Annotated in this window: 18 protein-coding genes; 11 read left to right on the top strand and 7 right to left on the bottom strand. The window is 42.3% G+C overall.

The window, feature by feature from the left end; translation table 11 throughout:
* Window positions 1–293: 293 nt before the first annotated feature.
* Entirely contained in the window at window positions 294–1028 is a 735-nt protein-coding gene (locus tag M2135_RS06735) for a hypothetical protein (RefSeq protein WP_280747764.1), read from the top strand.
* 16 nt (window positions 1029–1044) lie between these two features.
* Here M2135_RS06735 and M2135_RS06730 read toward each other — a convergent pair whose 3' ends face one another.
* The 6 genes from M2135_RS06730 to M2135_RS06705 form a co-directional block, all read right to left on the bottom strand.
* On the bottom strand, window positions 1045–2268 hold the full coding sequence (locus M2135_RS06730) for a TolC family protein (protein WP_348537106.1): 1224 nt from the start codon (window positions 2266–2268) through the stop codon (window positions 1045–1047).
* A 49-nt stretch (window positions 2269–2317) separates the two neighbouring features.
* A complete protein-coding gene (locus tag M2135_RS06725) occupies window positions 2318–5416 on the bottom strand; it encodes a CusA/CzcA family heavy metal efflux RND transporter (RefSeq protein WP_280747762.1) in 3099 nt (1032 codons plus the stop codon).
* Window positions 5417–5420: 4 nt separating this feature from the next.
* Window positions 5421–6521 (bottom strand): efflux RND transporter periplasmic adaptor subunit, encoded by a 1101-nt coding sequence (locus M2135_RS06720; RefSeq protein ID WP_280747761.1) that lies wholly within the window; start codon window positions 6519–6521, stop codon window positions 5421–5423.
* Window positions 6522–6703: 182 nt separating this feature from the next.
* Window positions 6704–7057 (bottom strand): hypothetical protein, encoded by a 354-nt coding sequence (locus M2135_RS06715; protein ID WP_280747760.1) that lies wholly within the window; start codon window positions 7055–7057, stop codon window positions 6704–6706.
* Window positions 7058–7860: 803 nt separating this feature from the next.
* Entirely contained in the window at window positions 7861–10251 is a 2391-nt protein-coding gene (locus M2135_RS06710) for an ABC transporter permease (RefSeq protein WP_280747759.1), read from the bottom strand.
* A gap of 196 nt (window positions 10252–10447) precedes the next feature.
* Complete coding sequence (locus M2135_RS06705; RefSeq protein ID WP_280747758.1) at window positions 10448–12811, bottom strand: FtsX-like permease family protein; 2364 nt, start codon at window positions 12809–12811, stop codon at window positions 10448–10450.
* 198 nt (window positions 12812–13009) lie between these two features.
* Here M2135_RS06705 and M2135_RS06700 point away from each other — a divergent pair, with 198 nt between their 5' ends.
* The 6 genes from M2135_RS06700 to M2135_RS06675 all read left to right on the top strand — a co-directional run bounded on the left by M2135_RS06700 (window position 13010) and on the right by M2135_RS06675 (window position 18053).
* Entirely contained in the window at window positions 13010–13837 is an 828-nt protein-coding gene (locus M2135_RS06700; RefSeq protein ID WP_280747757.1) for a response regulator, read from the top strand.
* 19 nt (window positions 13838–13856) lie between these two features.
* Window positions 13857–14849: a HAMP domain-containing sensor histidine kinase gene (locus tag M2135_RS06695; protein ID WP_280747756.1), complete on the top strand. Its 993-nt coding sequence runs from the start codon at window positions 13857–13859 to the stop codon at window positions 14847–14849.
* A gap of 103 nt (window positions 14850–14952) precedes the next feature.
* On the top strand, window positions 14953–15375 hold the full coding sequence (locus M2135_RS06690; RefSeq protein ID WP_280747755.1) for a VOC family protein: 423 nt from the start codon (window positions 14953–14955) through the stop codon (window positions 15373–15375).
* A gap of 10 nt (window positions 15376–15385) precedes the next feature.
* On the top strand, window positions 15386–16315 hold the full coding sequence (locus tag M2135_RS06685) for a YafY family protein (protein ID WP_280747754.1): 930 nt from the start codon (window positions 15386–15388) through the stop codon (window positions 16313–16315).
* Between the two features lie 3 nt (window positions 16316–16318).
* Window positions 16319–16792, top strand: a complete 474-nt coding sequence (locus M2135_RS06680) for a GyrI-like domain-containing protein (protein ID WP_280747753.1) — start codon at window positions 16319–16321, stop codon at window positions 16790–16792.
* 214 nt (window positions 16793–17006) lie between these two features.
* Window positions 17007–18053 carry a methylated-DNA--[protein]-cysteine S-methyltransferase gene (locus M2135_RS06675; protein WP_280747752.1) on the top strand — a complete coding sequence of 349 codons (1047 nt, stop codon included), beginning with the start codon at window positions 17007–17009 and terminating at the stop codon, window positions 18051–18053.
* A gap of 599 nt (window positions 18054–18652) precedes the next feature.
* On the opposite strand, the gene M2135_RS06670 is transcribed toward M2135_RS06675, so the two are convergent.
* The gene (locus tag M2135_RS06670; RefSeq protein WP_280747751.1) at window positions 18653–20473 is read right to left on the bottom strand and encodes a MutS2/Smr-associated SH3 domain-containing protein; all 1821 of its coding nucleotides are present in this window, start codon (window positions 20471–20473) and stop codon (window positions 18653–18655) included.
* A 706-nt stretch (window positions 20474–21179) separates the two neighbouring features.
* Here M2135_RS06670 and M2135_RS06665 point away from each other — a divergent pair.
* The 4 genes from M2135_RS06665 to M2135_RS06650 all read left to right on the top strand — a co-directional run bounded on the left by M2135_RS06665 (window position 21180) and on the right by M2135_RS06650 (window position 25305).
* A complete protein-coding gene (locus M2135_RS06665; RefSeq protein WP_280747750.1) occupies window positions 21180–21833 on the top strand; it encodes a flavodoxin family protein in 654 nt (217 codons plus the stop codon).
* Between the two features lie 17 nt (window positions 21834–21850).
* Window positions 21851–22687 (top strand): formylglycine-generating enzyme family protein, encoded by an 837-nt coding sequence (locus tag M2135_RS06660; RefSeq protein ID WP_280747749.1) that lies wholly within the window; start codon window positions 21851–21853, stop codon window positions 22685–22687.
* Window positions 22688–22811: 124 nt separating this feature from the next.
* Entirely contained in the window at window positions 22812–24044 is a 1233-nt protein-coding gene (locus M2135_RS06655; RefSeq protein ID WP_280747748.1) for a PQQ-binding-like beta-propeller repeat protein, read from the top strand.
* Between the two features lie 730 nt (window positions 24045–24774).
* The gene (locus M2135_RS06650; protein WP_129733360.1) at window positions 24775–25305 is read left to right on the top strand and encodes a dihydrofolate reductase family protein; all 531 of its coding nucleotides are present in this window, start codon (window positions 24775–24777) and stop codon (window positions 25303–25305) included.
* The last annotated feature ends 4 nt before the right edge of the window (window positions 25306–25309 follow it).

The raw sequence follows: 25309 nt of genomic DNA, 5'->3' as shown, positions 1-25309 counted from the left end.
TTTTTGTTAGAGGTACGTCTAAAACAATTTAGAGGTACGTCTAAATCTGTTTAGAGGTACGTCTAAAATCATTTAGAGGTACCTCTAACAGAAAAGTGATCAGCAGCAATCAAATAAAGGATCGAAAAGAGTAAAAAAAAGGATCCAACACTTTTTTATTCTGACTAAATAGGCTCTAAAACAAGGAGAGTCAGAAACGCCTCATTTATGGGGTATGAATATCCGGTTATAAGTTCTATTTTTGAGGTTTCATAGAAGAATCAAGAGATCTCAAAAGTCAAACAGATTGAAAGATGAAAAATATCGTTACAATTACGATTGGGGAGGGTGCTTCGAATGTATTTAGCCATATCAGATCGGGAAACACGACTCCGATGCTGATAGATGCCGATGAAATCGCTCTTTTTTACAAAAATTTCCCTGAAGAGAACAAACTATTTATCCCTGTGGTAAGAGGGTGTTGTATCGTTAATAAATACGAAAACCGTCAAAAAGAGATACAAGACGGCATTTCAGCCATTCAAGATCAAATAAAAAATAAACTCGGCTCATACCGCATGGCCATAGTACTGGTTGGGATGGGAGGTTATAGTTCAAGTTGCACAGTCGCTCTTATCGCCGAAATTTTAAATGAGATACATCTTCCGGCAGTATATATCCTGTCATTCCCTTTTCGGATTGAAGGGGTTGTCCGATTTCGAAATGCGATTCACGGATTAACCAATTTACAAAAACAGAGTTCAGCAATAATCACTTTCTCTCTTGAGTTTATTAAAAATCACTACACGGAAATAGAGTCCATCCTTGAGGTTTTCAGTCAAGCAGACAAAGTTTTCGCAGCATTCCATGACCATACGATCAACTACTTAAAAACCCTTGACGAGTATCAGGCGATTAATCAAACGGCTCTGTTGAACTCTTTTGAGCAATCGGAACTGAACCATTTTATGATCGATGAAATCGATGAAATGCGTAAACTCTATGACGATTTTCTCAAGGACAGACCATATTACAAAGATTTGGATTAGTACTTTTTACCTATTGTTACAACTCAATATCCCATATGCCGGCATCCCTTTCCAACTCTACCAACGCGGTGGCATGGTTGAACAGTGTTTCAATATATTGCGCCTGTACATCGTTATAGGTGCGCTGGGCGTCTAATACTTCAAGTAGGGAAACTTCGCCGCGGCTGTAGCTGAACAGCTTACCGTCGATTACCTTCCGGGCGTCTGCCAACAAACTCTCTTGGTAACGTTTGACCTGCGTAGCTAATGATTGGTAACGGTGGTAAGACTGCATTACTTCGGTTTGTATCTGCAACTCGACTTGTTGATATTGGATCTCAGCCTGTTGCTGCCGTATCTTAGCCGCTTTGACATTCCCTTTGTTTAGGTTGGAAAACTTCAGGGGGATCGCTATTCCTGCCGCGTATCCGGTGAAAGAAGGAGCCGGAGCGATTTCATTGTCTACACGTGCATTGAGGTTGGCCGAGAGAGAGAGCTCGATTTCCGTATTTCGCTCGCGGCGCACCAGAGTCAACGCACGGGAAGCGACTTCTTTGTTCTTCATAGCCGCTACCAAATCCGAGCGGTTGTCGAGAGCGGTAGAAACCAGTTGGCTCAACATGAAATCACGCGGGATCATTTGCAGCGTCGCTTTGGGTTGAAAAACGGTGTCCAATGCTGAACTTCCGGTCAGGAGATTCAATTCGGCAAAGGCATTATACAGTTCCGTTTGGGATTGCAACAGCTCGTTTTGCAACAGCTCGGCTTCGAGACGGGTCTGTATGGCATCGACTTCCATAATCTCGCCTACGGCATAGCGTATGCTATCGCTTACGGCCAATTGCCGAATGGTGGTATAGGAGTCTTGTTTGACCTGATGCAACTCGTATTGCTTAACTGCTTCCAGGTAGGATATAGTGGCATACGCTCGCAGGTTCCTGAAATAGTCGGCCAATAGGGCTTGGGTCAACTCTTTTTCGCTTTTTGCCAGGTTGATCCCGGCTTTGCGTTTGCCGAAGGTGAACACTTTACTTAGTTCGATCTCCGTTCCGTATCCCATTTCCATATCCCATTCACTATTATTGAAATAGGAGACGGCCAGGGTCGGGTCGTTAAAGACTTTCGATGCCACGACTTCTGCCTCTGAGATATTTACATTCAGTTTCTCGGCTGCATATTCGATATTGCCCGTGGTTACCTTTTCCATATACTCAGCGTAACTCATCGGCACAACTTGTTGCGCCCGGGTCGCCGTCGCCATACAGAGCAGAACGACAGCGACTGATATTGTATTTAGGATAATCTTCATATTAATCTTCTTTTTGGGGTGATAAAGCCTCTTTCTTTTCGTAATACCGTTCCATTAAATAATAGAGCGTCGGGAGAATAAAGAGCGTGAATACCGTGGCAAATAGTAATCCGTAGACAATGACGGTGGCTAACGGGCGTTGTACATCCGAGCCGATACCTGTTGCGAGTGAAGCAGGTAATAGTCCGAGGATCGCTACGGTGGCAGTCATCATCATCGGTCTTAATCGGTGCGACGCACCTTCGATAACGGCCTCTTTCAATGCCCGTCCTCTCTGCCTCAACACATTAATGTGGGATAACATAATGACTCCGTTCTGAATGGAGAGTCCGAAAAGGGCGATAAAGCCTACTGCCGACGATACATTAAAGGTCATCCCACGCAATACCAACGCCAATACCCCTCCAAAAACAGCCAGCGGCAACATGCCGATAAGTAACCCTGCCTGGCGGAACTTGCCGAAATTGAAGAACAACAACAGGAACATGACCGCCAATGTGATAGGCACAACTACCGCCAGACGACCGTATGCCCGGCGCTGATTCTCCAACTGTCCGTCCCAATGGAAGCGGAACTTGGAGTGGTCGTATTGTACATTCTCTTCTATCTTCAATTGGGCTTCATTGAAGAATGAAGTCAGGTCGCGTCCGCGCAGGTTTACACGTACAGTGACAAACCGCTGGTTCATCTCACGGGAGATCATGCTCGGGCCGATGGTCGTTTTGATCTCAGCTACGGTAGAGAGCGGTATCATTGTCCCCGATCCGGAGGTAAGCATCAACGCACCTATCTTTTCCGGTGTGTCGCGCGAAATATCGTTGTAACGGCATATCACGTCGTAGACCCTACTGTCGATAAAGACCTGCGAAACGGCTTTACCCCCGATAGCCACTTCAATCAATTCGGCAACATCGGCAATATTGAGTCCGTACTGAGCCACTTTGTCGCGATCAGCCGCTATCTGAAGCTGTGGCAGGAAAGGTTCTTCCATAATACCTATATCGGCCGCGCCCGGTACTTCGCTGACCACTTTGATCACCTCTTCGGCAATACGCCGGCTCTCGGTAATATCCTCGCCGTAGATTTTGATCGCCATATCACTATGCGCTCCTGCAATCTGATCCATCACCATATCGATGATCGGTTGCGAGAAGCCTACGCCGTAACCGGGCATCGTATCAACCATAGCCGACATATCGGCAATCAGGTCTGTCTTCCGACGGCCATTTTTCCAAGTATCATACGGCTTGAGCCCGACCATGACCTCGATATGTGAAAAGGAGAACGGACATACCCCTTCGTCATCACGCCCCGTTTGGGTCATGACATAACTTACTTCGTCGTATTTCCGGAGTTGTTCGCGGAGCGCAGTGGCCATCTCAGACGATTTCTCGAGTGACATACCCGGGGGAAGCTGCACCTGAAGCCAGATGCTTCCTTCGTCCAGATGAGGCAGGAAGTCTTTTCCAACCATGATCCAAAGTGCAACCACCGCCACCAGGATAGCAGCCATGGGAGCCACTAACTTTTTAGGAGCCGCAATAATTTTCGCCGTCTGTTTTTTGTACATCGCTGTCAGGCGTTCAAGCCAACGGTTGTGATAAACCTTCTGCGGTTTTTTATAGACCATATAAGCCAGCCCCGGGATCAGGATCAATGCCGATGCCAACGCACCCAACAGCGCATAACTCAATGTGAATGCCATCGGGGTGAAGAGCTTTTGTTCTACCCGGTCGAATGCAAACAATGGCAGATAAGCGATAATGATAATCAGCGTAGCAAAGAAGATCGGTTTGGCTACTTCGGCCGTTCGTCGGGCAATACTTGATATTTTCAATGGTTCGTTGGGGTTGTCTTCCCGTTTTTTGAGGATGGTCTCCATCATCACAATCGTGCCGTCTACAATAATACCAAAGTCAATGGCGCCCAGCGAAAGCAGGTTGGCCGGTATATCGGTCAGCCACATCAGGATAAACGCAATCAACAGTGAGATGGGAATGGTGATGGTCGCCAATAAGGCTCCTTTCGGACTTCCGAGGAAGATAATCAATACGCCGATAACCAACAGTATACCAAACAAAAGGGTATGCGATATGGTGTCGAGTGTTGCATCGACCAATTCTGTCCGGTCGTAGAAGGTGTGTATCTTCACGCCCTTTGGTAGGCCCTCTTTATTCAGTTCATCGATGGTTTTGTTGATCTCTTTGAGCACCTTCGACGGGTTCTCGTAGCGTAATAGTTGCACCATTCCTTGTACGCCGTCTTCATAGTTTATTTCGTCGTCGACATATCCCATGATACCTTTACGTTCCAGGTTTCCGTATTTGAGTTCGCCGAGGTCTTTGATATAGACAGGCGTTCCGCCAACGGTCTTGACAACGATGTTTCCAAGATCCTGCAAGTCGCGCACCAACCCCACACCGCGCACCACATAGCTTAAATCTCCACGGATAAGCGTACTACCGCCCGCATTGGAGTTGTTTCGCTCAATAGACTCGGTCACTTCGCTGAGCGAAAGGTTGTATTTGGTGAGTTTATTGGGGTCTATCTCAATCTGGAACTGTGTCGTGATACCACCGAAATTGGATACGTCGGCGATACCGTGGATCTGTCGCAATCGAGGAATAATCTGCCAGAGATTCAGTTCGGTCAGTTCACGCAGGCTTTTATTTCCAGCCACCACATAGCGGAATATCTCACCTGTTGGCGAGGTCAGCGGGTCGAGTCCCGGTTTGGCATCGAAAGGCAGATCGATATCGTTGATCCGCTCGAGTACCTGCTGGCGAGCCCAGTAGTCGTCTGTTCCATCCTCAAAAACAAGGGTAATCTTGGATATTCCGAAGAAGTTTTTACTCCGCATAATCTTTAGACGCGGAATACCGTTGAGTTCACGTTCCAATGGGATCGTGATCTGCTGCTCGATCTCGGCAACAGCCAATCCGGGAACCTGCGTGGCTACTCCGACCGCTACGTCGGCAATATCGGGATAAGCATCGATGGCCAACTGGCGCCATGAATAGACTCCGATGCCCGAAAGCAATACAAATAGGGTCAACATCAACCAGCGACGTTGTACCAGGGCGTTCATCAGTTTTTCCATCGTCTTATATATTTAGATAGATGCCCCCTTTGGTCACCACTTGTTCTCCTTCGCTCAGCCCACTGAGAATACGCACACTCTCGGGACTGACAGACTCCGTTTCTACTTTACGACGGATGTATTTACCTTTCTCGACTTCCAGAAACAGATAGTCGCTCTCCTCTTCCTGCATAATGGCAGTTGAAGGCAGAATAATCGCCTTTGTCGGGGCGCTTAAGAAATGTGCCTCGCAGAACATGCCGAGTTTCAACTCACTGTCGGTATTATCACATTGTACGATCACCTCGAGTGAACGCGTTTCTTCATCCAGTATTTTACCGATATGATAAATCGTTCCCCATATGATTTTTTCGGGATCGGCACTGGTAAAAACCTCTACTCGATCGCCTTGTTTGATCGATCCGAAATACTTTTCTTTCACAAGGGCAGCGACCCAAACCTGTGACAGATCGGCTACGACAGCCAGCGGTTCGGAATCTTCTTTGATATAGTTCCCAATAGTGATATTGTATTTCACAATCTCGCCGGAAATGGGTGAAACCACTTTCAGGGAATTACCCATTTGGAGGGTAGCGAGATCGATATTGAATATTTGTAGAATAGCTTTGGCCTGTTCAAACTCTTGACTGGCGATATCCGCTTCGCTCTGCGCCTGTTCCAACTCTCTTTGTGCACCTACTCCATTAGCCACTAACTCTTTCTGGCGGTTATGGTTTCTCCGGGCCAGCTCATTGGCCGATTGTGCGGCAAAGTACGCCTTTGTTGCTTCATAAAATTCCGATGAACTCAGTTCGAAAACAGGAGCCCCAACTCCCACTCTCTGCCCCAGCTGGACAAAAGATTTGCTTACTCTTCCTGCGAAAGGAGGTGTTATTTCGGCATATTTACCCGAAACAGGGCGCACGGTTCCGACTGTCCGGAACTCCGAGGAGAACTCTTCTAATTGTGTTTTTTCTACGACAATCTGCTTTAGTATTGGTGAATTTCCCTCTACAATAATGGTCTCCCCTTCTACTCGTAAAGGACCATTTTCTTTTGTAGCATCCTGGCTACCGCATGCTGCCAGAAGCAACATACAGGCGAATGCTCCGATGTATTTATTCATAATGTGTTGTGTTGTAAATTTATACCTCTATTGATCATCGACAGGAGACAACCTGTCGTTTAGTAAATTTGTATCATCTAAACAGAGATGCCCAAACAGAAACAGCCTTCTGTTGTCTGATGGCACGACCGATCTTCCGATCGGATGTATGTTCCGGATTTACAAATTCATTTACCCCAATGTCAGGAGAACAGAGGAGGGGCACGTAGATTGTACCCATTAACAACCCGAAATACAATGTTGGAACGGGGTTGCTGTATAAGCGTAGTGAAAAACAGACCAACTATTCCTAAAGCGAACAGGAACAGTACAAAGTCGATCACAATCGTATTAATTTGGTCGATCGTATCCAACGATGCTTTGTCATGCCCATGATCGGGCACTCCATCGGTCGTTTTCAGAAAAGGATGGGAGTGAGTAACTGAGTAAGAGAGATAGTGGTGAGTATGGACAAAAGTCGTATTCCCTACATAGAATCCTATATAGAGAACCAGCAGGAGTGCCTTTAATAAATAATTAGCTCTAAGCTTTTTCACCTCTGATCAACTTTAGCGTCCAAAAATACGCTTTTTGGAGGAGATAACAGATAATAATCAGGTAGAAATGTATTATATACCCAAATACGACTATAAAAAATTGATCACTCTCCTTTAATCAAGACTACATGATCAATTTGTCAGTACGAACACTTTGTCATTTTATCCCCTTCGACATTTGTCTGTTTGGCAGCCACCACAAAGCGATCCGAAAAAAACGCATGGATTTGGAGTTTATTTTTACAAAAAGTCTTGATTTTCATATAATATAAGCTATTTTTATCGATCTAAAAAAAGTACTGCTCCAGAAAAAAAACGGCCGATTTCGAGTCTGTTTTCCGGCCATTTCAAACCCTAAAAAAAATCATCTAAATGACTTTATAAAAGTATTTGCATGTTCCTCCAAGGTCTTCTGCATCATTTAAAAAATCACTTAGATGAATTTGTTGGATCATCCAGTTCAAATAAATAGTGATCAGCATGTTTTTACCTGAAATATAAAAAAACAGCGCCTATTTTATTCAAAATCACCAAAACACGCGTTAGCAAAAAATACGTTTTTCATGATTTAAGTTACAAATCTGTCATTTTTAACAACAAAATAACATAATCAACACCCCCTGAATTGATATTTTTTTGATGGAACATCCTTACTCATCCCTCAACGCATTCACCGGATTGCCGGATGCTGCCCTGAAGCTATGCCAGCTGACGGTAAGTAAAGTTATAACCAAACACTGGTGATTATGTAGAAGATATTACACAATCTACAATCAACTTTGTTGCTGTGCATAATAACTATTTTACTCGTTTTTTACTACTTCACCAGGATTCCGGTTAGCTGCTTTTAACACCAAACCTAATACGGTTAGCAAAACTAATAGAGTGACTCCAATTAACACACTTATCAATAACCACCATGAGATGTGGATACGATAAGCATATCCTTCTAACCAATGATTCATAGCCAGATATGCGAATGGCAAGGCTATGCCTGCTGCAAAAACCACCAATAAAGTGTATTCTCTCAAAAAGAGTTGCACAATTGTTTCAACTTCTGCTCCAACCACTTTGCGAATGGCTATTTCTTTACGACGGCACTGAGTGGCTGCGGCAGCTACAGCATAAACACCAAACAGCGAAATCAATAAACAAACCGTTGCCAATACAGAGAATAATTGCATGCCAACCTCTTCAGAACTATTTAATTGATCATATATTTGTTGAAGAGGAGTAAATTTCACATCACCTTCTCCGGCTATAAGCGTATTTAATTGTTGTATCACATCTTGTTCTTGTTTGTCAATTGCACGGATATACAAGATATCTACCAGACCTTTTGAATTAAAAAAGATTGTTGGGAGGATGCGATTACGCAGTGATGATGTGTGAAAATCTTTTACTACACCCACTACTGTATATTCTTGCATATCAACACGAACAACACTGCCTATCGGTTCTTTAAGTCCCATCACTTGAACAGCTTCCTCATTGAGAACGATATTATTTCCTCCAAGTTCATCCAACCATTTCCCAATAACCATATTTAACCTGAATGTGGAAGCAAATCGGCTGTCAGTCGGGATTCGTAGGAATATATTGTTATCAGATGACTGTTTTCCTGCCCATTCTACTTTATCCGTCAAACTCGAAGAGTTAACATTCTGTTGCGGTTCGAAGTGGGTAAAAGAATAATTCTCGATCTGCGGGATAGCTGCCATTCCGTACATGATGGAAGCCGCTTTATCCATTGGAATCGTAGTTATTCCTGATACGTGTATGATTCCCGCACTATCGAATCCTAAATCTTTATGGTTAATAAAATTCATTTGAATTGTAACGACTAATGCTGCTACAATAAATGAAATACTTACAACGAGTTGTGAAATAGCTGCCGTGCGACGTAAAGTCGTCTTGTCATTTGTCTTTCCTTTCGACTGATAGCGAATAGCCAACCGGCTCAATCGCCCGAAAATAATAACGCTGATAAACAATATCAACCCCATCACTACGATTGAACAAATCACAAAATCCAGCATTAATTGCGATATGTCAATATCTATTTTGAACATTCCGGAAAACGCAAGACGAGTTATAACAATAAGGAAACCTGCCAGTAATAATGCCATAAAAATGGCACAGGTCAGTTCAATCATCATTTGCTGAATGAGTTGAAAGTGTGAAGCTCCATGTACTGTACGTAAACGTAACTCATGGTCGCGTTGGCGGAAAATGTCAAGATATAAGTTTAGGAAATTGTAAAGAGCACTAATTAGTAATAATAATCCGCATGCAAAGAGTATATGTATAAAGTTTAATGTGAATGGCACATCTGCATTTAGTTGGTGACGTATGTTGCTTATACGCATCATCCGTAACTCCATTTGGGCTTTTGAGTCTAACTTTGAGGCAAAATGATTGAGTTCTTTTACTAACTCATTGGTATTTGTTCCAGAAGATAGTTTTACGTACATCGACAAGTTCGCTAATGCCCATATTTGCTCTACAGATCTTTCTACAAAAGATTTTTGCAGTGTTAGCTGTTCATGACAAAGGATCGCACTGAACGATATATTAGTATTAGGAGGAGGATCTTTCATGACTGCAGTAACTATGTACGGCGAAAATCTTGTGTATAACGTACTTTTTATTGTCTGTCCGATAGCTTTTTCAACATCTCCAAACAAACCGATTGCTGCAGATTCTGTAAGAATAATGTTGTTTAAAGCCTGCAATGGGTTCTGTGCATCACCACTAATAATTGTTTGAGGGAAAACATCCAAAAAGGTACTATCTGTAAAAACAGTCTGTAATTGTAAATTGGAGGATTCGTTCGATTTGCAACGATCTTGTTCTATAAAAAAGACCGTAGAAGATTGCAAGCTTGGAAACTGTTCACGTAATTTCCTTTCTAAAATACCTGAAACCAGTTCGTTTACTTTTCCGGATTGCTTATCTACAGAATAAACACGGTAAATCTTGTCTGCATCAGGATAAAAATAATCATCTGATTTTTCACGAAAACTATCTTGTGATAATTCATAAAAATTATCATATGATGTCTCATAGCGAAACCAGTAAAGCGCCGGAACAAAACAGGCAAGTCCGAATGCCAGTCCGAAAATGCCAGTGAGTGACTGCGTTTTGTGTTTTCGCATATTGCGCAAAGCCATTTTAAAATAATGTGTAAACATAATGTATATAGATTTTCATTTATTTTTAGGACCTGTTTTCTGTGATCAATCCTCCATCAAACATGTTTATAATTCGCTCGGTATATCCCCTGCATCATGCTAAGAGGATGAAGATCACAGTAAACGTTTTATTACGTGACCAACTTCGGAATATCAGTTTAAAAGAGATATGTTTCATGGCATTTTAAGGATTTATTTATTCATTTCTCAACGCTTTCACCGGATTGCTGGATGCTGCCCTGAAGCTATGCCAGCTGACAGTCAATAATGCGATGCCGGTTACAGCAAACAGAGCCAATACGAATATGCCTACAGAAATCTCCGCACGATAGACAAATCCTTGCAACCACCTGTTCAGGAGAAGCCACGAAACCGGAACTGCAATAACAAAGGCTATACTGATCCACATGATTAATTGTTTATTAAGCATACCGACGATTTGCCAGGTTGTGGCTCCATTCACTTTCCGGATACCAATCTCTTTGGTGCGTTGTTCGGCTGCATACAATGCGATCCCGAAAAGTCCGAAGCAGGTGAGGAAGATGCTGATCAATGAGTACATAAGTAACAGGTCTGCCAATCCAAACGCTTTTTGGTTAAAGGAGACGAACTCCTCATATACATGTTTGTATGTGAATAGCTGACCGGGATGATATTTTTCCCAGATTTGTTTGACCTGGCTCAAACGCTCCGGATGATTGTCGTTTAAACGAAAATAAGCCACATTATACTTGTCTACCAGATTATTTATATGAATAATTGTAGGAGATACCTCTTGTTCCAGCGAACCGATAAAGAAGTTATCCACAACTCCCGCAATGGTGGTGATTGGATTTTCTGTTGAACCATCCTCCTTATTCCCGTGATCAAACGCTTTATCATAACTCTTTACCGGCTTTCCGATCGGATTTTCACCATTCTCAACAAACAGATCTGCGAAACGTCGATTGATGTAAACCGGACGGGAGAAATAAGTAAGGGCTTCTTCCGGTTGTATACCTTGCTGCAATCCGAGATGGAAAGTGGACAAAAAAGCTGTATCCCAATATAATTGCACTAAGGTCAAAACCGTTTCGCTTTCGTCAGGATTGACAACGGCGATCTCTCGGATACCATAGTTAAACAAAGGTAACCCGGCTGTATTGATCTCTCCTAATTCGGGATGGGTACGCAACTCTTCGACGAACGCTTTCGCATGCTCACCACTTTCTATTTCGATCAGTCCCTGATACGCTTCTCCCCCCTGACTGATCAATCCGATCTGGTTGTTGACCGTCTGGGTTGCGATGATTAAAGCAATAGAAATGGTGAATTGCACGACAGATAATGTCGCAATAATACCCTGTCTGTTTTTCCCGCCGGTCAGATCAAGATAACGTTGCCGGGAAAGGGCACCGATCTTACGGCTTACATAAATGGCCGGCAAGACGGAAAGAATAAGTATCAGTCCGATCAATACAGGCATGACCTGTCCACTGAAGATGAAAGAGACTTCCATTTGACCCGATAGTATGGAGTTGAAAGCCGGAATCAAGTCATACATGATAAGTAATGAGAATAGAAAGCCGATAAATACAGTCAAAAAGGTGTCAAAAAATAATTGTTTGTCGATATCGATGCGAGAAGCACCCATTAGTCGTTGAACATGTATCATTTTCACCTGGTGCAACAGGCGTGAAAAATTAAGATTGATATAATTAAAGCAGGCAATCAATAGGATGAGCAACGCAGAGAACAATCCAATATCCAGGGTCAGTTTGTTTTGTTTCATGATATGTGGATAATACAGCCCTTTATATTCGTGCCCCCTGAAGAAGCTTTCCTGTAAAGTATACAGATAATAACGTCCTTTATCTCCCATAAAGGGGTGAATACCATCTTCTTTCAGACGAAGGGCAAATGCCTCCGGGTCTATGGATTGATTCATTAAAAGAAAAGATTGTCCACCGGATTTCTGAGCCATGGAAGTGATACCGTCAAACGAAAGGGCAGACTGATCATTGGCGGCTATAACAGCTACAACCTGATACATCGTTCCTTTTTCGGCTGAATGGTTGACATAAATATTTTGGCCGATCGGGTCTTCTTTTCCGAAGAACCGATGTGCAGTAGCTTCCGTCAATGCAATTTTATTGGGTGCTGTCAATGCTTCTTCCAGGTTTCCCGCAAGGGTCTGGTAAGGAAAGAAACGAGGAAAAGAGGCGTCGGCATGTATAAACGTTAACGGATCGTAGATCGATTCGCCCACGGTAATCTTAGTCATATACATGTAAGTGAGACAGAGATAATCTTCAACTTCCGGATAACGATCCTTTATCATGGGAGGTATATCGCCGGAGACCCAAAAGACCTGATCGCCCGACTGAAAGGGAGAATCCTGAACAAGGGTATAGATCCGGTCTCTGTTCGGATTACCAGCCTCTACATTGTATTCATGAATCACAAAAGCCAACAGTAGATTGGTACACGCAATACCAACTGCCAAGCTGAGGATGGAGATCACAGTAAACGTCTTATTACGTCTCCAACTGCGAAAGATCAATTTGAATGATAGATGCATATCCTTGTTTTTACTGATTTCAAAACTAATCAGTCTCTGTCTGCTTGCCAATAAAAATAGCATTCTTTGAAGTAATGATGTGTAAATCGTCTAATTTTTTGACATGAACGGAAGATGTTTGCCTATAAACTATATAATAAGTTGAATCCGGTGTATTTTGCATAGTGTTAATTAAATTGTACGTTTGTAGTAAAGGATATGCACACAGGTAAAATCATCATAGTAGACGATAACGAAACGGTACTGAAAACGCTTCGTATGATTCTTTCGCGTGAGTTCAAAACCGTACTGACCGTGCAGGTTCCGACTTTGCTTCCCGCTTTATTACGTGAAAATGATGTGGATGTGGTACTGCTTGATATGAATTTCAGTACCGGCAAACAGACAGGAGGCGAAGGGCTTTTCTGGCTCGACAGGATTCGGGAACGCAGTAACCCGCCGGAAGTGGTTTTGATCACTGCGTTCGGTGATATAGAACTGGCAGTGGCTTCGTTGAAAAAAGGGGCGGCAGACTTTATTATTAAACCTTGGGAGAACGAGAAACTTGTCGCTACAGTAATTGCAGCCTGGGAGAAAAGGATAGAGAAAAACAGAACTGTTGTTTCACACGCATCAGTCGATGAGAGATATAAACAAACAACGCCCGATGAAGCGAATATAGTAAGGCAATTAATCGATTTTTTCCTGAAAAAATATGCAACGGCTTATGGCAAGCCATTCCCTTCTGTGGATCGTGAGGCACGGGATAAGTTGGCCACTCAGTTGCTTTCCGGAAACATTTTAAGCGTAGAGCAAAGCATTGAACGAGCGATGCTCCTGAATAATGCGATGCAGTTAACGGCAGATGACTTTCTCTTTGATGAAACAGAGTCATCAGCTTCCACTTCTCTGACATTGGATGATATCGAGAAGCAATTTATTCAAACCGTTATGACTGAGAAAAAAGGTAACCTGACATTGACTGCACAGCAACTCAATATCAGCAGACAAACCTTATACAATAAACTGAAGAAATATAATCTTTAACCGCCAAAAGCTAAAATGCATGCTGAATCGCCGATTACACCGGGTCATTATTAGTGGGATAGCTGGGATTGTGTTATTCTCGATTGCAGGAGCCTGGCTTTTGATCAGCCGAACTTCCATTTTTCTTGCTTTTGTCTGTCTTATAATCATCGTAACCCTGGCCATTATGCTGGTAAGGAAAATGGAAAAGACAGATCGTCAGCTGGAAAGTTTCTTCAGTGCGATCAATAATAACGATTTCAATATTCGGTTTCACCAGTCGTTTTCGGAAAAGGGAAATGATAAATTTCTGCATGGATTACTTCGGGAGATGAACCGGATTATGCAACATTTTGAAGCCAATCAGACGGAACTGGAGGAACGGCGGTTTTATTACGAAAGCATTATCCGGGTACTGACACACGAGATCAGGAATTCTATTACCCCGATAGCCTCTTTGTCGGCCGATCTGATCAAATATACCGATGAATACGGGAAAGAAGGAACAATTGACGGATTACAAACCATTCATCAGCAGACACAACAATTGAATACGTTCCTGAATGCCTACCACCGATTGACCCACCTGCCTGATCCGGTTCTGACAACGGTTGAAATCCGTGTTTTATTTGATAAACTCGACCGGTTATTGAGTTCCGAAGAGGGTAGTAAATATATCCGTTATAGTTCTCCGAAACAGATGGTGATACAACTCGACCAGCACCTGATAACCCTGGCATTGATCAACCTTATCCGCAACGCCCTACAGGCAACGACAGAGAACCCGGAACCGCAGATACACGTTGAAGCAGGAAAAGAAACGACTTTCTCATTTATACAGGTAACCGATAACGGGGAAGGCATTCCACAAGACCGGTTGGAAGAGATATTCATCCCTTTCTATTCGACCAAAAAAGAAGGAAGTGGAATCGGACTCCCTTTATCCCGACGTATTATGCAACTTCATGGCGGAGAACTTACTGTACACGTAGAACCGGGAAAACAAACCGTATTTCGCATGACATTTCCATAAAAACTAAACGATTGGAGCATTAAAAAAAACTTGCTGACATACTGTTGTCAAACAGGACGGGTACATTTGCGTCGTAATTAATTAATTAATAAATAACATTATTATGAATCTAACATCCTATCTTATTTTTAATGGAGAAGCGGAAAAAGCCGCCAACTTTTATGCCGATGTGTTAAACGGCAAAATAGAAAATTTATATCGTTACGACTCCATGCCCCCTACTCCGGAGATGCCGGTTCCCGAAGCGTGTAAACAGATGATCCTGCACTGTTGTATCACCTTCCCGGGAGGTTCTATAAGTGTAGCCGATACGTTGCCACATGACAAACGTGACTTCGGCAACCGGGGACATATGCTGACTCTTCATTGCGATTCGATTACCCAAGCAGAAGAGATGTATATCAAACTATCCGAAGGAGCGCAAAAGATAGATTGCAAACTCGGTGAAGCCTTTTTTGCCAAACGATATGGTGAAGTGGTTGACCGTTATGGCATACTTTGGGCAATTATGTTTGACGCAAAATAAATAAATCACTTTGAACCGGATCGATCGTATATCAGCATTACTGGTGCAACTGCAATCACGCCCATTGGTAAAATCTTCCGAAATGGCAGAACGTTTTGGGGTCAGCCTGCGTACAATTTACCGTGACATACACACCTTGTTGGAAGCCGGAGTGCCGATATGTGGTAATCCGGGAATCGGTTATTCGTTGGTTGAAGGGTACCGACTTCCTTCACTGATGTTTACCAAGGAGGAAGCGATCGCCTTCCTTACGGCCGAAAAGATGATCGAACAACTCACCGACACACAGAACAGCAACTACTTCCGTCAGGGAATGGATAAAATACGTGCTGCGTTGCGGACTGTAGACAAAGGTTATCTGCACAATATGGACGATACAATCGCAGTATATAAAAGTCGGAATGCAGGAGAGGGTTTGCCTAATTCGATGCATCTAATACTAAGCAGTATAAACGATAAATTAATACTGGAGGTCGACTACACCAATGCGGAAGGGGATAAAAGTCAAAGAGCGTTGGAAGCTGTCGGTATCAGTTATTCACACCCCCGCTGGTATCTTTCTGCCTGGTGCCATCTGCGGGAAGAGTACCGGATGTTCAGACTTGATCGTATCAGCAATATAAAAACAACAGGTCACAAACATACGAAAGAGCATCCCCCATTGGATGCACTTCTTGGGTACGATGATCCGCAATGTTTGACAGAAGTCGTTTTGCACACCAGTAAAGAAGTCTCCAGACATTTTGCCGACAGATGTTTTTTTATGGGGCTGACAGCAGAAAAAGAACTGACAAACGGTCGGATAGAACAAACCTATATGGCGTATTCACTCGATCTTCTGGCCAGGTGGGTATTGGCCAATGCCGATACAACAACGGTCGTAAAACCGGTTGAAGTAAAAGAGATTATAAAACAAATTATTCAAAAATTAGAATTATGACGTATGAAAATAAACAGTACAACAATTAAAAATCTCGAACCGATTAATACAATTGCAATTTCTCATATAGGAGACTATTCAGGTATTGGTGACGCTTTTGCAAAATTGGCCGCCTGGGCAGAAGTTAACAATCTTTGGGCAGCTATTCCTAAAATGGCCGGCGTTTACCACGATGATCCGATGAGCACTCCTGCGGAGCAATTACGTTCGAAAGCGTGTCTGGAAGATCTTTCAGGTGTTGAACCCGGTGAAGGTATGCAACACTACACGATAAGCGGAGGCAAATATTTTGTGATGCAGGTAGAAGTCGTCATGTCCGAATATGGCGAAGCCTGGCAAAAAGCCTATATCGCTTTCAACGAAAAAGGATATGAATGCGATTTGCGCGATCATTTCGAATTGTACATCAGCTGTGCCGGTGATACCCAGGATGCCGATACCCCCTGGATCGTAGAGTTGTGTATCCCGATAAAATAAGTTGATTCTATCGTATCAATCAATTATACATATATAAATAGCTGTGTCAGGTAAAATGATACAGCTATTTTATGTTTAAACTATAAAAATTAAATAACCGGCGAGTTTGTCAATTTTTCGGTTGCATGAGAATAAATAGAACTTTAACTTTGCTCAACGATTTATAAAAATTATACACCCAAAGATTCGAGCGACAATTTAAAACAACGTTAAAATGGAAACAGAAAGGGATATCTTTTACAAAGCATTCCTTGAAAGGGATTCTTCTTTCGAGGGCGTATTTGTTGTCGGAGTAAAAACGACAGGGATATTCTGTCGCCCTACCTGTCCGGCAAAGCCCAAATTAGAAAACTGCGAATTTTTCTCCTCTGCTGGTGAAGCAATGCAAAATGGCTACCGACCATGCAAAGTCTGTAAACCTTTGGAGAGAGTCGGAAATCCGCCCGATGGAATTAAGCTATTACTGAAACATCTGGAAGAAAACCCAACGGTTAAAATAAAAGATTCCGATTTACAGCAAATGGGGTTAGAGCCGAATCAAGTACGCCGGTGGTTTTTAAAAAATTACAAACAAACCTTTCACGCCTATCAACGAATGTTTCGGGCAAACAATGCCTTTCAACGTATTCAATCCGAACAAAACATAACCGATATCGCCTACGATTCGGGATACGACTCATTGAGTGGATTCGGTAATATGTTCAAAAACGTGATCGGAACTTCTCCACAGAATAGTAAAGACAAACACATTGTCAATGTTGCTTATATCGAAACCGATTTAGGATTGATGGTCGCGGCCGCAACAGATAAAGGCATTTGTATGTTCGAATTTGCAGACTATAAACTGATTGACCTTGAACTCCGACAATTAAGCGAACAATTCAAAGCCCCACTTGTACAAGGCGACAACCCACACTTCGACACACTCAAAAAGCAATTAGACGAGTATTTTAAAGGAGAACGCAAAACGTTCGACATCCCGTTAGATTTAGTTGGTACAGAGTTTCAAAAAAAGGTCTGGCTTGGTTTGTTGCAGATCCCATATGGCAGTACAACAACCTATGGAAAACAAGCCGAACTGTTAGGTAAACCCTCTTCTGTCAGAGCTGTTGCCAATGCCAACGGGAAAAACAAAATATCCATCATCTTACCCTGTCACAGAGTTATCGGAGCAGATGGTTCTCTTACAGGCTATGGCGGAGGTATGTGGAGAAAAAAGAGATTATTGGAATTTGAGAAGGGACAGATTGCGGCAAAATAAAAACACTCTTTTAAGATTATAAAAAAGCAAAAAAAATAGCCACCCGAAAGTAACTATTAATGAATTTCATTTCATATTTTCAACTGCCTCTATTAAATCAAGTTTTATATTATCCCAATCCTTTTCTAAAAGGCATATAGGGTCAGCGGCAAAAGTTAGTTAATTGCTCTGAAGATGTTGAAGCACCCGTGATAGTTCCTTTGAACTATGGAACCATTCTACTACAAAAACACGAAGTAAAGAGTATCAGGTCTTAGTACACAAAAAGAAAAAAGAGGGTGTATCATAAGGTACACCCTCTTTAACCTATTTTTGCCGCCTCTTATCGTAGGCTTTAAGCGGAACGGACGGATTACGAACCTAACCGCATATTGTAATTCATTATTAGCACTTTATCGTCAAATCATACCATATAGGTAATGATTTAGCAACGCTTGTAAAAGAACGATTTTTGTCGTCAAAATGGGCAGATATGTCCGCATATGACTTGGGTTCAAAGTTACAACTTCTTTTTAAACAAACAGCCATTTTAAATGGCAATTATTTGTATTTAAGGGAATTAAACCCGAAATTATGGAAAATACCATAAGTTTAACTCACTAATGAGGAAGAAATACAACTCTTTTCTTTACAAGTTCTAATCGCTCAAGCGATACGGTGCTTTTTATTTGCCCAAAAGCAACTGTAACTTGTTTACCCTGCATTTCTAAAACGTCGCCAACAGCAGTTTGCCCAGTCAATCTGACACTATCGCCTTTCTCGATTGGCATATCTTTCAAAGATAGTTCTTCAACTACAATCTCTGCTTTTGCTTTTGGCGATTGAGGCGTTTGATTTACAACGGCAGTATGAACATTGCTTTGAATCTCTTTCCGCTTATCTTCCCAAAAGATTTTATCACGGGCGATTGATTGCAGGAAGTTATCCATGTTGATAAAATCCTCGCCCAACTTGGCAGACGATTCAACAATGATATCTTTCGGAAGTCCGATACGTGTAGCTACTTCAACGGCAAATGAGCTGCCCGGACTGCCGATTGACAATCGGTATAGCGGTTGCATTTTTTCAGCGTCATATAGCATGGCTCCGTTAATAATCCCATCGGTTTCGTAAGCATAATGCTTCAGGTTCTGGAAGTGCGTTGTGATTACTCCAAAACTACGCTTTTTATTAAACCTATCGAGCAATGTTTCTGCAATAGCGCCCCCGATTTGCGGTTCTGTTCCGCTACCGAACTCGTCAATCAGAATTAGCGTTTTGCTGTTGTTGTGTTCTACAAAAAACTTCATGTTCGTTAAGTGCGAAGTATAGGTGCTTAAACTGTTTTCTATACTTTGTCCATCGCCAATGTCAATGAAAATATGCTCGAATATACCTGTCCTTGAACTTTCATGAACAGGAATAAGTAATCCACACTGCAACATATATTGTAATAGAGCAACCGTTTTCAAACAAAGCGATTTACCTCCGGCATTTGCTCCTGAAACGATAAGCAAGCGATTTTCCTGATTAAGAACAATGTCTAACGGATGTGCTTGTTTGCGTTCCTGAAATAGTTGAATATTCAACAAAGGATGTATGGCTTGCGACCATTCAATCTGTTGCTTGTCTTCAAAAACAGGTTTAATGCCGTTGATGCGAACTCCAAATGATGCTTTTGCACGAATGAAATCTATTTCGCCCATAAAGTCATACGAGCGGAAAAGGTCTGAAAGATGGGGACGAACAAGGTCGGCAAAATCAATAAGAATCTTTACGACTTCACGGCGTTCATCGGCTTCCAGTTCTCGAAGTCGGTTGTTTGCTTCTGCAACAGCTTCGGGTTCGATGAATACGGTTTTCCCACTTCCTGAACCGTCATGTACACGTCCTTTAATTTTTCGTTTGTTAGCTGCATCCACAGGAATAACCATGTGTCCGTCACGCATACTGATATTGGCATCTCTACCGATAAGTCCTGCTTTTTGGGCATCACGAATTGCATTCTGCATATTGCGTGTAACGGCTTTTGTCGCTTCTGCTTTGTCTCTGCGAATATCTGAAAGGCGGCGTGAAGCATTGTCTTTCACTTGGCAAGACGATTTGTCTAATATCGAATTTGCTTTTTCGATAATAGTAGGGAACAGTTTAATTTTATCTGCCATTGTTGTAAGGGCAGGATATTTTGTTTTCCCTGTATCTGTTTTCGCTTGATGCAGAAACGATACGATACGACTGATTGTTTGAAGTGAGTTTGCAAGATTTGAAATTTCTTCTTCGGCAAACCATGTAGTAATATCTTTCTCCACCTTTTGTAGAGCATCACGCAGATCTAAAAAGAAATCGGCAGGGAAATCTTCTTTATTACGTATGATTTGTGCAAACTCGCCGGTTTGTTCAAGCCATTTTGTAATGGTGGCAAAGTCTGTTGCAAAACTCATATTTGCCACTTTTTCTTCTCCGAGTGGGCATGAGCATTTTTCTATTATGTATTGGCGAACTGAATCTATTCCGATTCTCTGTTCAAAATTATCCGGGTAAATCATAATCTCAAATATTATTACGATATCAGCTACCAATCATCAGTAAACTGACAGACCAATATACGGTTGATAAAAAAGTAAATTAAAAAACTGAGATTTCCCATATCCGACAACGTGTACTGATTGCTGATAGACAAAGAAACTGCCTATTCAGTACCGTAGGCTCCTCAAGGGTTAGAGGGGCGAACTCGCAATATGGTATTTATACGGATGCACAACACATAAATCGTTGGACTTAAAAATTATTTCAGGTGCAAAGATACAAACTTTCTTCTATTCAAAAAATATCTCGATAAGAGATTAGAAAGTAATACCTGAAATAGCATTTGATTTATAGTTCTTTGCATAATTTTTTCCTATACTATTATTACCATATATTAATAGAAGATAAGAACGCTTTTATCTCTTTCACTTTTTGTAGCTAAACAACAAAGGAAGTTCGTATGGAAATCGCTTTTCGTCCAATTTATCTCAAAATTCGTTTTCACACTGCTATCTTTCGTGATATTCAGAAAAGAAGATAGGGGATGGTTATTTGCTTTATTTTTGCGTTATTCTATTCAATTTAGGTACTATCAAAATGGGCACACCAGTAAGTAAAAAAATGAATCGCCGTAAAGCGTTAAGTCATATCAGTGCTTTTGCCTTAGGCAGTATTGTGGGCGTTAGCAGTATGAAAGTAATTGGAAATACAAATCAATTTAATCAAGAAAAAAATATGGGAAAGAAAATATTAGTGCTTGCTTCAAGTGCGAGGAAAGGGGGCAATTCGGATGTGCTGAGCGGCGAATTTATGCGTGGTGCGGAAGCAGCCGGACATACGACTGAAAAAATCTACCTGGCAGATAATAATATAAAAGGCTGTATCGGTTGTGGCGCTTGTCGGAATAATGGAGGAAATTGTATTCAGCGCGACGATATGACGCATATCTATGAAAAGGTGTTGAATGCCGATGTGATTGTCTTTGCCTCACCGGTCTATTACTACACTTTCAACGCACAGATGAAAACGGCAATGGATCGTCTATATGCGATTATCCAAACTTGGAAAGACCGAACAGCCTATATGATCGCCACCGGTGCCGGTCCCGATAGAGCATTAATATCTTCGATGATTGACTGCTTTCGTCACTACATCGGATGTTACACCAATATTCGGGAGGGCGGTATTGTCTACGGTGGGGGTGTATCCAATATCGGGGATGTAGCGAATACCTCAGCCATGTTAGAGGCTTATGAGATGGGAAGTAAGGTGTGACTTAATAAAAACACAATATGGGAAAGAGATTTATAGTTATTTTTTTGTTGATTTTATGGGTTAATAAACTCTCTGCTATTGAGTCGATTGAAATGACAACAGATGATTTCTATGTTAATAGCATCGGAATGGAATTTGTAGCGATTCCCGCAGGAAGTTTTCTTATGGGTGCTTCGGAGCATGATGCAGAGGCTTTGGATAATGAAAAACCACAGCATAGGGTGGAAATTAGCCAGCCCTTTTCTGTGAGCAAACACGAAGTGACGCAAGCGCAATGGGAAGAGGTTATGGGCAGTAATCCTTTCAGCATGTTTCCGGATAACCAGACATACAATAAGCCGGGGATGAAGGAACGAATAACACACCCTTCTCATCCTGCTACAGTCTCTTGGGAGGATGCGCAAGAGTTTATCCATAAACTAAATGAAAAAGAGGGACACAATCGGTATAGACTCCCGACAGAAGCCGAATGGGAATATATGGCGCGTGCAGGAACTACTACTGCCTATTCTTTTGGTGATAATGCCAACGATTTGGGACAATATGCCTGGTATGGCGAAGATTTTGCTACCGGCGGTACACATCCGGTAGGGCAGAAGAAACCGAATTCATGGGGATTGTATGATATTCATGGGAACGCATGGGAATGGGTGTCGGACTGGTATAATGACAATTATTATAAACAAAGTCCCTCTATTGATCCGCAAGGCCCTGCTGAAGGAACGCAAAAAGTAGTCCGTAGCGGTAGCTTTCATGAAACCTCGGGTAGTTGGCGAACCTCTTTCCGCAAATCCTATGCGCCAAATTACCGCGGAATCAGTGTTGGTTTTCGCCTTGTCATGATAGCAGAATGACATTGTCTTTATTATTCGCATTCCTTCCCCCCTTTTGCGAAGAATTCATTCTAATTTTAACATAGTTATATCTCAATTTTTAATAAAATATATGAAGCAAACAGAGAAAATGAAAAGATGCGGCATGGTACTATTGTTCGCATGCCTATTGATTGGAAATGTAGTAGCTCAGACTCCCTATGGTTGGAGAGGGCCTACGCGTGATGGAATTTATCCAGAGAACGGATTGTTGAAAAGCTGGTCTGCATCAGGGCCGGAGCAACTGTGGGAGACACTGGATGTTGGGAAGGGCTATTCCAGTCCGGTGATTGTAGGCGACCGCCTATATATTACTGGTATGAATGAAGCTGAGAATGGTGAGATTTTTTCCGCCTATACGTTGGATGGGAAGAAAATCTATTCGGTGGAGTATGGGAAACCTTGGACTGATTCCTATCCGGAGACACGCACTACGCCTGCCATTGATGGCGACAAGGCCTATGTAATTAGTGGTTCGGGCGAGATCGTCTGTCTGAATATCGCTGACGGTAGCATTGTTTGGAAGGTGGACGGCGGAACGACTTTTGGACGGAAAACTGGCAATTGGGGCACATCCGAATGTCCGCTGGTATTCGATAACAAGGTGATCTATACCCCGTCGGGCGATCAAACAACAATGGTTGCCTTGAATACACAGAACGGCCAGGTGGTATGGAAAACCGATCCATTGGGTGATACCGGAGCTTATGTTTCCCCACTACTCATCAGACATAATGGGAAACAGCAAATCGTGGGCTCTACCGCTTCCAATGTGTTTGGCGTGAATCCCGAAAGCGGAAAGATTGAATGGCAATTCAGCGAATGGGGAGGAAATGGTCCTTGGGCAAATATCGCTCCGAACACCCCGCTTTATAAAGATGGGAAAATCTTCTTCAGCCACGGCTATGATATTGGTGGCTATATGATACAATTGAACAATGACCTAACCAGTGCCAGCCTGTTATGGAAAACCGATGCGCTGGATACACATCACGGTGGGTATGTGTTAATGGATGGCGTGATTTACGGCTCCAACTGGTTGAACAACAATTCAGGCAACTGGGTAGGTATAGACTGGGACAGTGGTGCAACCAAGTTTGAAAATCCTTGGGACGCCAACGGAAAAGGTTCTATTGTGGCTGCCGACGGCATGATGATTGCATATGATGAACGCCGGGGTATGGTAGGGTTGATAAAACCGAGTGTCGAAAAGTTTGATGTGATTAGTCAATTCCGCATCACCAAAGGCGAAGGACCGCACTGGGCACATCCGGTGGTGGTGAACGGCACTCTCTTTATCCGTCACGGAAACGCATTGATGGCATATAAGGTCAAATAAGGAATAATTTGGTACGGGAATTTGTCTGACTTTGGTTTATCGTGTCCAAATCGGCTCCTGTTTTAGCAGGTTACCACAAAAGAAAAACCCTACAATATTAATTATTGTAGGGTTTAACCTATTTTGTCGCCTCTCGTCGTAGGCTTTAAGCGGAACGGACGGGACTCGAACCCGCGACCGCAAAACGCATATATTCAGTGATTAAAAATCTTTTTTTGTTTATGTGGTACGAATTGGAGCAATATCCTTTTCTGCCTTATTTTCTTGGCAGTTCTGGCTGCTATTGACGCCAATTTGTCTGCATAAAACTTGGGTTCAAAGTTACTACAATTTTTGAAATCACCAAAGGTTTTGAAAAATAATCTTTTAGACGTAGTGCAAGGTGCAAGTTTATCTATATATAGATACTTGCACCTTGCACCAACAATCTCAACTGGAAAGACTTTAATACCTTAAACTAATTTGGTATCTTTGCACCAGATAAATAGAATTTTAGCGGATTAATTCCGTTTATATATAACATAACGTTCGCTGAACGTCTCGATACGAAAACTGGTAATTTTCAACTGAAAGGGACAGATAGCGCAATGTTCATGCTATACGAGAGTATGGCGTGGGCTTGCCTGTTTCTTTCAAAGGTATACCAGTACCTCGTATCGGAGCAGTGTGAGTTCCACGCTTCTTTTTTGAGATACAGCGAGCAATGGTATAAACAATTAAATTCAGTAGCATGAAAAAAATTATCCTTTACATCGCTGCATCACTTGACCAACGGATTGCAGAGCCAGGCGGCGGATTGGAATGGCTTACCGGATGCCCAAATCGTGAAAAGACAGATTACGGTTGCAAAAATCTATCAGCTTCGGTTGATACGGTTATTATGGGCGGTCGTACTTACCGTGAAATTATGAACATGGATGTAATTTGGCCATATTCGGAACAGATGGCTTATGTTGTATCCCACCATGAATGGGATACAAAGGAGAATGTACGTTTTATCACGGAGAATATTATTGAAACGATTTCTGAACTTCGCAATCAGGAAGGTAAAGATATTTGGTTAGTTGGAGGCGGAGAATTAATTTCAATGTTGCTCGCCGCAGATTTGATTGACGAAATGCAAATTTGCTACTTCCCCATAATTTTGGGCAAAGGCATATCTTTATTTCCTGAACAAAACAAGGAATCTAAGTGGGAAATAATAAAGACAAAAGTATATGATTCGGGTGTGTTGAAAGTTGATTACCAAAAATCTTTATAATTTC

The sequence above is a fragment of the Parabacteroides sp. PF5-9 genome (assembly GCF_029893105.1).
In the GTDB taxonomy this organism is placed as follows: Bacteria; Bacteroidota; Bacteroidia; order Bacteroidales; family Tannerellaceae; genus JARXWG01.
The sequence above is the reverse complement of the archived record's forward strand: the minus strand, read 5'-3'. Positions and strand labels throughout refer to the sequence as shown.